This is a genomic window from Nocardioides jensenii JCM 1364 = NBRC 14755 (genome assembly GCF_001552535.1).
In the GTDB taxonomy this organism is placed as follows: Bacteria; Actinomycetota; Actinomycetes; order Propionibacteriales; family Nocardioidaceae; genus Nocardioides; species Nocardioides jensenii.
In genome coordinates this window covers 43,020-49,804 of record NZ_BCRJ01000036.1, presented here as the reverse complement: position 1 = coordinate 49,804, position 6,785 = coordinate 43,020, and the positions used below count along the sequence as shown (strand labels likewise).

The 6,785-nt window shown below is 69.5% G+C and carries 8 protein-coding genes; 5 read left to right on the top strand and 3 right to left on the bottom strand.

The features are described 5' to 3' along the window. Nucleotides 1-45: 45 nt before the first annotated feature. On the bottom strand, nucleotides 46-498 hold the full coding sequence (locus NJ4_RS09620) for a MarR family winged helix-turn-helix transcriptional regulator (protein ID WP_217996814.1): 453 nt from the start codon (nucleotides 496-498) through the stop codon (nucleotides 46-48). A gap of 102 nt (nucleotides 499-600) precedes the next feature. On the opposite strand from NJ4_RS09620, the gene NJ4_RS09615 reads away from it, so the two are divergent. Beyond that, a complete protein-coding gene (locus NJ4_RS09615; protein WP_245644521.1) occupies nucleotides 601-2,061 on the top strand; it encodes an MFS transporter in 1,461 nt (486 codons plus the stop codon). Between the two features lie 91 nt (nucleotides 2,062-2,152). After that, nucleotides 2,153-2,593 carry a hypothetical protein gene (locus NJ4_RS09610; protein ID WP_067433638.1) on the top strand — a complete coding sequence of 147 codons (441 nt, stop codon included), beginning with the start codon at nucleotides 2,153-2,155 and terminating at the stop codon, nucleotides 2,591-2,593. Between the two features lie 9 nt (nucleotides 2,594-2,602). Here NJ4_RS09610 and NJ4_RS09605 read toward each other — a convergent pair whose 3' ends face one another. Further along, the gene (locus NJ4_RS09605) at nucleotides 2,603-3,193 is read right to left on the bottom strand and encodes a hypothetical protein (RefSeq protein WP_067433635.1); all 591 of its coding nucleotides are present in this window, start codon (nucleotides 3,191-3,193) and stop codon (nucleotides 2,603-2,605) included. A gap of 154 nt (nucleotides 3,194-3,347) precedes the next feature. Between NJ4_RS09605 and ctlX the strand changes: the two genes are divergently transcribed. Then, complete coding sequence (gene ctlX, locus NJ4_RS09600; protein ID WP_067433632.1) at nucleotides 3,348-4,382, top strand: citrulline utilization hydrolase CtlX; 1,035 nt, start codon at nucleotides 3,348-3,350, stop codon at nucleotides 4,380-4,382. Nucleotides 4,383-4,451: 69 nt separating this feature from the next. Then, complete coding sequence (locus tag NJ4_RS09595; RefSeq protein WP_067433630.1) at nucleotides 4,452-5,252, top strand: class I SAM-dependent methyltransferase; 801 nt, start codon at nucleotides 4,452-4,454, stop codon at nucleotides 5,250-5,252. Here the strand turns inward: NJ4_RS09595 and NJ4_RS09590 are convergent. Further along, the gene (locus NJ4_RS09590) at nucleotides 5,224-5,676 is read right to left on the bottom strand and encodes a MarR family winged helix-turn-helix transcriptional regulator (protein WP_157551000.1); all 453 of its coding nucleotides are present in this window, start codon (nucleotides 5,674-5,676) and stop codon (nucleotides 5,224-5,226) included. The genes NJ4_RS09595 and NJ4_RS09590 overlap by 29 nt on opposite strands. Nucleotides 5,677-5,737: 61 nt before the next feature. On the opposite strand from NJ4_RS09590, the gene NJ4_RS09585 reads away from it, so the two are divergent. Beyond that, nucleotides 5,738-6,703, top strand: coding sequence for an EamA family transporter (locus NJ4_RS09585; protein WP_067433627.1), 966 nt, complete (start codon nucleotides 5,738-5,740; stop codon nucleotides 6,701-6,703). Nucleotides 6,704-6,785: the final 82 nt, after the last annotated feature.

Genomic DNA, 6,785 nt, shown 5'->3' with positions numbered 1-6,785 from the left:
GGGTCGGCCCGAACTCACGACAGGTCGGCCCGAACTCACGACAGGTCAGGGGCGCGGCCAGGGGCGGCCGTCGCGCTTCTCGATGTCGGCGTTGAAGCGCTGGAGCAGCTTCGCCAGGGCCGCGACATCCTTGGCGCTCCAGTCCTCGAGCACCATCTGAAGGCCGGTGATGTGGAACGCGCGCTCGGCGTCCAGCTTCTTCGCCCCGGCCTCGGTGACCAGGAACTTGCGGGCCAGGCCGCCGTCGGGGTCGGGAATGCGCTCGACCAGGCCGGCGCGCATCATGGCAGCGGTCTGCCGGTTCAGGGTGGAGGAGTCGAGCCCGAAGGCCTCGCTCAGTTGGCCGATCGACATCGGGCCCTGCACCTGGAGCCTGCTCAACAGGGTGTAGGCGCTGCGGTCGAGGTAGGACTCGCCGTCGGCGGCCCGGCGTACGGGGGAGAGGTGACGCCCGAGCAGCATCGTCTCGAACTCGATGTTCTCGAACTTGTCAGCCACGTCGCTCACTCCATCGTCGATCCCACGCCTCGCCGCGCCGGCACATCGAAGTGTAACGTACACAACGTGTGCAAGATACATAGAATGTGTATAGTGCACATCGTGACTTCCCAAGCCCCCGACCACGTCACGGCCCCCGAGCCGTCGACGGTCTCATCCAATGCCATCGTCTTCGTGCTCTCGGTCGCGGGCATCACCGGCGCTCTCATGCAGACGCTCGTGGTCCCGCTGATCCAGGACCTGCCCGACCTCCTGAACACGACCGCGTCCAACGCCAGCTGGGTGATCACCGCAACGCTGCTGACTGCGGCCGTGGCCACGCCGGTCAGCGGCCGCCTCGGTGACCTCTACGGGAAGCGCCGGATGATGCTGGTCTGCTCGGGTGCCCTGGTCATCGGCTCGGCCGTCTGTGCGCTGGCCGCGTCGGTGGTCCCGATGATCGTCGGCCGCGGCCTGCAGGGGGTCGGCATGGGCATGATCCCCCTCGGCATCAGCGCCATGCGTGACCTGCTGCCGGCCGAGAAGCTCGGCACCTCCATCGCCCTGATGAGCGCCTCCATGGGTGTCGGTGGGGCGCTGGGGCTGCCGATCGCGGCAGCCGTCGCCGAGGTCAACTGGCGCCTGCTGTTCTGGGGCTCGACCGCCCTGGCCGTGCTGATCGCCACGCTCATCTTCAAGCTCGTGCCAGCCACTCCGGTCGCGAGGAACACGTCCGGGTTCGACTACGTCGGCGCGGTCGGGTTGGGGGCCGGTCTGGTCTGCCTGTTGCTCGGCGTCTCCAAGGGAGCCGACTGGGGCTGGGGCAGCGCCACCACGGTCGGCCTGCTCGTCGCCTCCGTGGTGATCCTGCTCGTGTGGGGCTGGTTCGAGCTCACGCTCGACGCCCCGTTGGTCGACCTGCGGGTCACCGCGCGCCCCGTCGTACTCCTCACCAACGTCGCCTCCCTGGTCGTCGGCTTCTCGATGTACGCCCAGTCGCTGATCATCCCGCAGCTGATGCAGATGCCGAAGGCGACCGGGTTCGGTCTCGGAGAGTCGATGCTGGCGATGGGCCTGTGGATGATGCCCGGTGGCCTGGTGATGATGCTGGTCTCGCCCCTCGGTGCCAAGCTCTCCCACCTGCGTGGCCCCAAGGTCACCCTCGCCGTCGGCTCCTTCGTGGTCTCGCTCGGCTACGTGGCCGCCGTGTTGATGATGGGGTCGGCGTTCACCCTGATGCTCGCGGTCTGCATCGGCAGCGCCGGGGTCGGTCTGGCGTACGGCGCCATGCCTGCCCTGATCATGGGGTCGGTGCCGGTCTCGGAGACCGCGTCGGCCAACAGCTTCAACACCCTCAGCCGCTCGGTCGGTACGTCGATCGCGGCCGCGGTCGTCGGTGTCGTGCTCGCCCAGATGACCATGGACCTCGGTGGCACCCAGGTCACCAGTGAGAACGGCTTCAAGACCGGGCTGCTGATCGGTGCCGCGGTCGCACTGGTGGCGTCACTGGTCGCGATGGCGATCCCGTCCAAGGCCAGCCGAGACGCGGAGGAGAGCATCGAGCACGAGGTCGCGACAGTCTGAACCGGACGAACCCGGGTCTGGTCGAGCCGGGCCGAAGTGGAAGGATGACGTCCAGGAAGCACGGCCAGCGGCACGGTACGAGGAGATTCGGATGTCAGCGGAGAACGACTACTGCGAACTCTGTGACCTGCCGTTGAGCACCTGCATCCACGGCATGCCCAAGCCCGTGGCTCCGCCCGAGCCGGTCAAGCCCGTGCGGGCCCCGAAGGTGCGCGAGCCCAAGCCACGCAAGTCACCCGCGGCCAAGGCGGTCTCCACGCGTACGACCGCACCCCGCAAGTGGACCCAGCCGGGGGAGTTCATGCCCCACATCGTGGCCCTGCTCGACGAGGCCGGTGCCGGGCTCGAGACCGAGGAGGCGCTGAACCGTCTGGGGGAGCGGATGGCCGACCATCTGCGGCCCGGCGATCACGAGAAGTCACCCCAGGGCGAGCTCCGCTGGCGTACGGCGGCACGCAAGGCCCGCCGCGAGCTGGTCAGCACCGGACTGCTCAGCGATGACCAGCCCGGAGTCTGGAAGCTCAAGGGCTGACGCAGTCGGTCAGGCGGACTCGAACCACGGGTGGTGCAGGTCGTAGAACGTCGCGCCGCGCATCACCTCGGCCAGGGCCGTCCGGACGTCGGCCGGCGGCTCGACGGACTCGCCCTTGCGGGCGCTCGCCTCGTCGGTGAACGCGATCGTCTCCGTGAACGTGCCGTCGTCCTCGAGGGCGAGCGTCGCGCCGAGGATGTCGGGACGCATCTGGTGGAGCATGTCGGTGTCGGCCATCATCGCCTTGAGTCGGCTGGGGTCCTCGACCTTGCCGCGGATCACCTGCACGAAGCCGGCACTGTCCGAGCCGCCGTCCATCATCAGGGTGACGTCGTCGCAGTCGTGGAACTCGACCGGCCCGTCCATCAGGCCCATCATCCTGTCTGCCCAGGCGCTCTGCTCGGGGCGAGCCGAGTTCTCCATCGCGAGCTCCCGTGACTCGAACCTGACCACACCGACGAACATGTCGTCATCGGTGAAGCCGTAGGTGCCGCCGAGGAACCCTCGGGCCGTGGGACCCAGCTCCTCGCGCCAGGTGTCGGCCATCGCACGAAGCTCGTCCTGCCGCGTGCACCTGCCCTGAATGATCTGGATGAACATTCCGTGCCATCTCCTGAGTCGGGTTGGTCCCCCGATCACCTTTCAAGGTAGGTCCACCGACCCCCTGGACACATCTCCGAAATGGGTGGTCTTCCTGCCCCGGGAGCAGTTGCCGGCTTAGGGTCCTGACGCCTCATGCTCTAGATTCCGGTTCGTGAGTGCCCAAGCCCCTTCCGCAGTGATCCTGATCCGAGCCGAGCGATTCACGCCCAACCCGTCGACCGCCGCGGACAACGCGTTCCAGTCCGAGGCTCCGGCCGGCGAGCCCGATGACGTGCTCGCGATCCGAGCCCTCGCCGAGATGGATGCCCTGGCCGACGCCCTGCGCGAGGTCGGCGTACGGGTGCACGTCTTCGCCGACGAGGACCACACCCGCCCCGACAGCGTGTTCCCCAACAACTGGCTCTCGACGCACGCCGGCGGCAACGTCGCGGTCTACCCGATGTATGCCTCCAACCGTCGCCACGAGCGCCGGGCCGACGTGCTCGAGATGCTCAAGTCGGAATACCGTGTGCAGACGATCATCGACTACTCCGGACTCGTGCCCGACGGGATCTTCCTCGAGGGGACCGGCGCGATGGTGCTCGACCACGTCTCCCGGGTCGCCTACACCGCCCGCAGCTACCGCGCCGACACCCATGTGCTGGAGCGGTTCTGCACCGACTTCGGCTACGAGCCGATGGCCTTCGAGGCGGTCGACTCCGGCGGGGTGCCGGTCTACCACACCAACGTGATCGCCTGTGTGGGCACGGATGTGGCGCTGTTCGCCCTCGAGATGATCCCCGACGAGCGTCGCCGTGAAGAGGTCCGTGAGCGCCTGACGGTGCAGGGCCGCAGGGTCATCGAGATCACCGAGGCCCAGGTGCGCGAGTTCGCCGGAAACGCGGTCGAGCTGTGCGGGCGTACGCCGGACGGCGGGCGCCGCTATGTCATGGCGATGTCGGCCCGGGCGCGACGCAGCCTGACCCAGGAGCAGATCGCGGCGATCGAGGAGTCGTGCGAGATCGTCGCCGTCGACATCCCCACGATAGAGCTGGCCGGTGGGTCGGTGCGCTGCATGATCGCCGGAGTCCACCTCGACCACCGTCCCGCCGGCGCCGAGCCAGAGCTCACCGAGGCCGTCGAGGCGATCAACGAGGACAACCCGGTCACCCCGGACGGGCGCTTCGTCGGAATTCCGGTCGGTTGACCTCGGCCCGGGCGCGCCCGACTCCAAAACTGAGTGCGGCCCGGCCTCCCGGTCCGTAGGTTCGCAGTCATGCGCGAACCCGATGCTGCCTTCGCCGACCCCCGACAGGCCGTGCTGTACGACGCTCTCGACGACGACCGTTCCGACCTGGACGTCTACCTGGCGATCGTCGAGGAGGTCGGTGGCGATCGCGTGATCGACATCGGCTGTGGCACCGGAACGCTCGCGGTGCTGCTGGCCGCGATGGGTCGCACGGTGATCGGAGTCGATCCGGCCGACGCCTCGCTCGACGTGGCGCGGGCCAAGCCGAACGCCGACCGGGTCACCTGGGTGCACGGCGACGCCACCAGCCTGGTCGGCCGCAACGGAGTTGGCGGCCCAGTCGTCGACGGGACCCTTGACCACGCGGGCCTGCTCGCCGACGTGGCTGTGATGACCGGCAACGTGGCCCAGGTCTTCGTCAGCGACGACGACTGGTCCAGGACCCTCGCCGCGGTGCACGCGTGCCTTCGCCCGGGCGGCTGTTTCGTGTTCGAGACCCGACGCCCCGAAGCGCGCGCCTGGGAGAGCTGGGATCTCGCGCCGACCGCCATCACGCTCCCCGACGGTCGGTGCGCGGTCGTCGAGCGCACGGTCACCGAGGTCGCCCTGCCACTGATCACGTTCGAGGGATCCACCACCATCGACGGTGAGGCCTTGCGCTCGCGGTCGACCCTGCGTTTCCGTGAGCGGGACGAGATCGAGCGCGATCTCGCGGTTCACGGGTTCACCGTGGTCGACGTCCGCGAAGCACCGGACCGACCCGGCAAGGAGCATGTCTTCCTGGCCCGGTGCGACGGCGTCAGGCCAGTGCCGCGGCCAGGCGCCTGAGGACCTCGCGCGCCGCCTGCAGCTCGTCGGGGGAGACGCCCGCCCGGGCCAGCCGGTCCGCTCGATCGGCATCGGAGGAGCGCACTGAGGCGGCGAGGACGTCGCGGCCTGCGTCGGTGAGGACCAGCAGCGGGGCGCGGGCGTCGTTCGGGTCGGTCTCGCGCCGCAGCGCTCCGATGCCCACCAGGTCGTTCGCGACCCGCTGGACGCTCTGGCGAGCGAGCCCCAGACGCCTGGCCGCGGACGCCACCGAGCGTGGCCCGTCGGAGACGACGCTCAGCAGGTTCCAACGTGCCGCGGTCTGCCCCAGGTCGCGCGCCAGGGCCTCGCTCGCCCGACGTGATGCACCCGCGAACTCGTAGGCGTCGGCCACGAGCAGGCGGTAGGCCTCGGCCAGGTCCTCTGCGCCGTTCGACGTGTCCATGAATGACAGTGTACTGTCGAATTGGTCGACAGCACACTGTCACAAGGCGGGAGAAGCACCCATGCGAGTCGGGCAGGGCCCGAGCAGGTCGGGGCACGCGGGCCGCGCCGCCGCGTCGAGTCCGGATCGCACCGTGCTCCTGCTGCTCGGACTCTTTGCCTGCTGGGGATCGGCGATTCCGGCCATGAAGCTGATGGTCGACACGGTGCCGCCTGTCGGGGGAGCGGCTCTGATCTTCCTGCTCGCCGGGGTCGTGCTCGCCTGCGTCGCGCGCGGGCATCGCCGGCCCACGAGCCGGCAGCTGCGGGCCCTGACGGCCGCAGGCATCCTGCTGCTGGTGGGCGGGCAGGGGCTCGCCGTCGTGGCGCTGACGGAGGTGACCGCCAGCCTGGGGGCGATTCTCGCTGCGGCGATCCCCTTGTGGGTGGTGGTGCTGAGCGCGTTGACCGGCGTTCGGGTTCCGATCGCGTCGTGGGCGCGCCTGTCGGTGGGGTTCGCGGGCGTCGCGATCGTGGTGATGACGGCGCCGGGGAGTGCCATCGGCGCAACGCCGTGGGGGCTGGCGGCATTCTGCGTCGCGCCGGTGCTGTGGGCCGCAGGCACCCTGATCTCCGCGAACGTCGATCGTCCGGTCGACCGAACGATCGCCAACGCGGTCCAGCTGCTTGCCGGTGGCAGTGTGTTGCTGCTGGCTGCCCTCCTGCTCGGCGAGCTCGACCCGACGCGATGGGCAGACGTCAGCGCCGCGTCAGCCGCGGCGGCCCTGTTCCTGATCGTCTTCGACTCGCTCGTCGGATTCATGCTCTACACGCGCCTGCTGGAGAGCGCACCTCCGCCACTGGTCAGCACCTACGCCTATGTCACACCGCTGGTCGGCGCCGTGCTGGGCGCGACCGTGCTCAACGAGCCGCTCTGGGCCGGGGCGCTCGCCGGAGGGGCGCTGGTGCTCGGCGCGGTCGCCCTCGAGCTGTCCGGGTCGAGTGCCGACAGCGGCGCGGAGAGTGGCAGGGAGCACGTGGGCCGTTGATCCGTCCCGGTGGGTGGCCGGTGAGACCTCAGCCCTCGATGCCGGTGCTGGTGTGCGACGGTCAGGGTGTGGGCCAGCCCCG

Coding starts and splice junctions, on each gene's coding strand:
- NJ4_RS09610 (WP_067433638.1), top strand. CDS start 2,153: ATGTCAGCGGAGAACGACTACTGCGAACTCTGTGACCTGCCGTTGAGC.
- NJ4_RS09585 (WP_067433627.1), top strand. CDS start 5,738: ATGCGAGTCGGGCAGGGCCCGAGCAGGTCGGGGCACGCGGGCCGCGCC.
- NJ4_RS09590 (WP_157551000.1), bottom strand. CDS start 5,676: ATGGACACGTCGAACGGCGCAGAGGACCTGGCCGAGGCCTACCGCCTG.
- NJ4_RS09595 (WP_067433630.1), top strand. CDS start 4,452: ATGCGCGAACCCGATGCTGCCTTCGCCGACCCCCGACAGGCCGTGCTG.
- NJ4_RS09605 (WP_067433635.1), bottom strand. CDS start 3,193: ATGTTCATCCAGATCATTCAGGGCAGGTGCACGCGGCAGGACGAGCTT.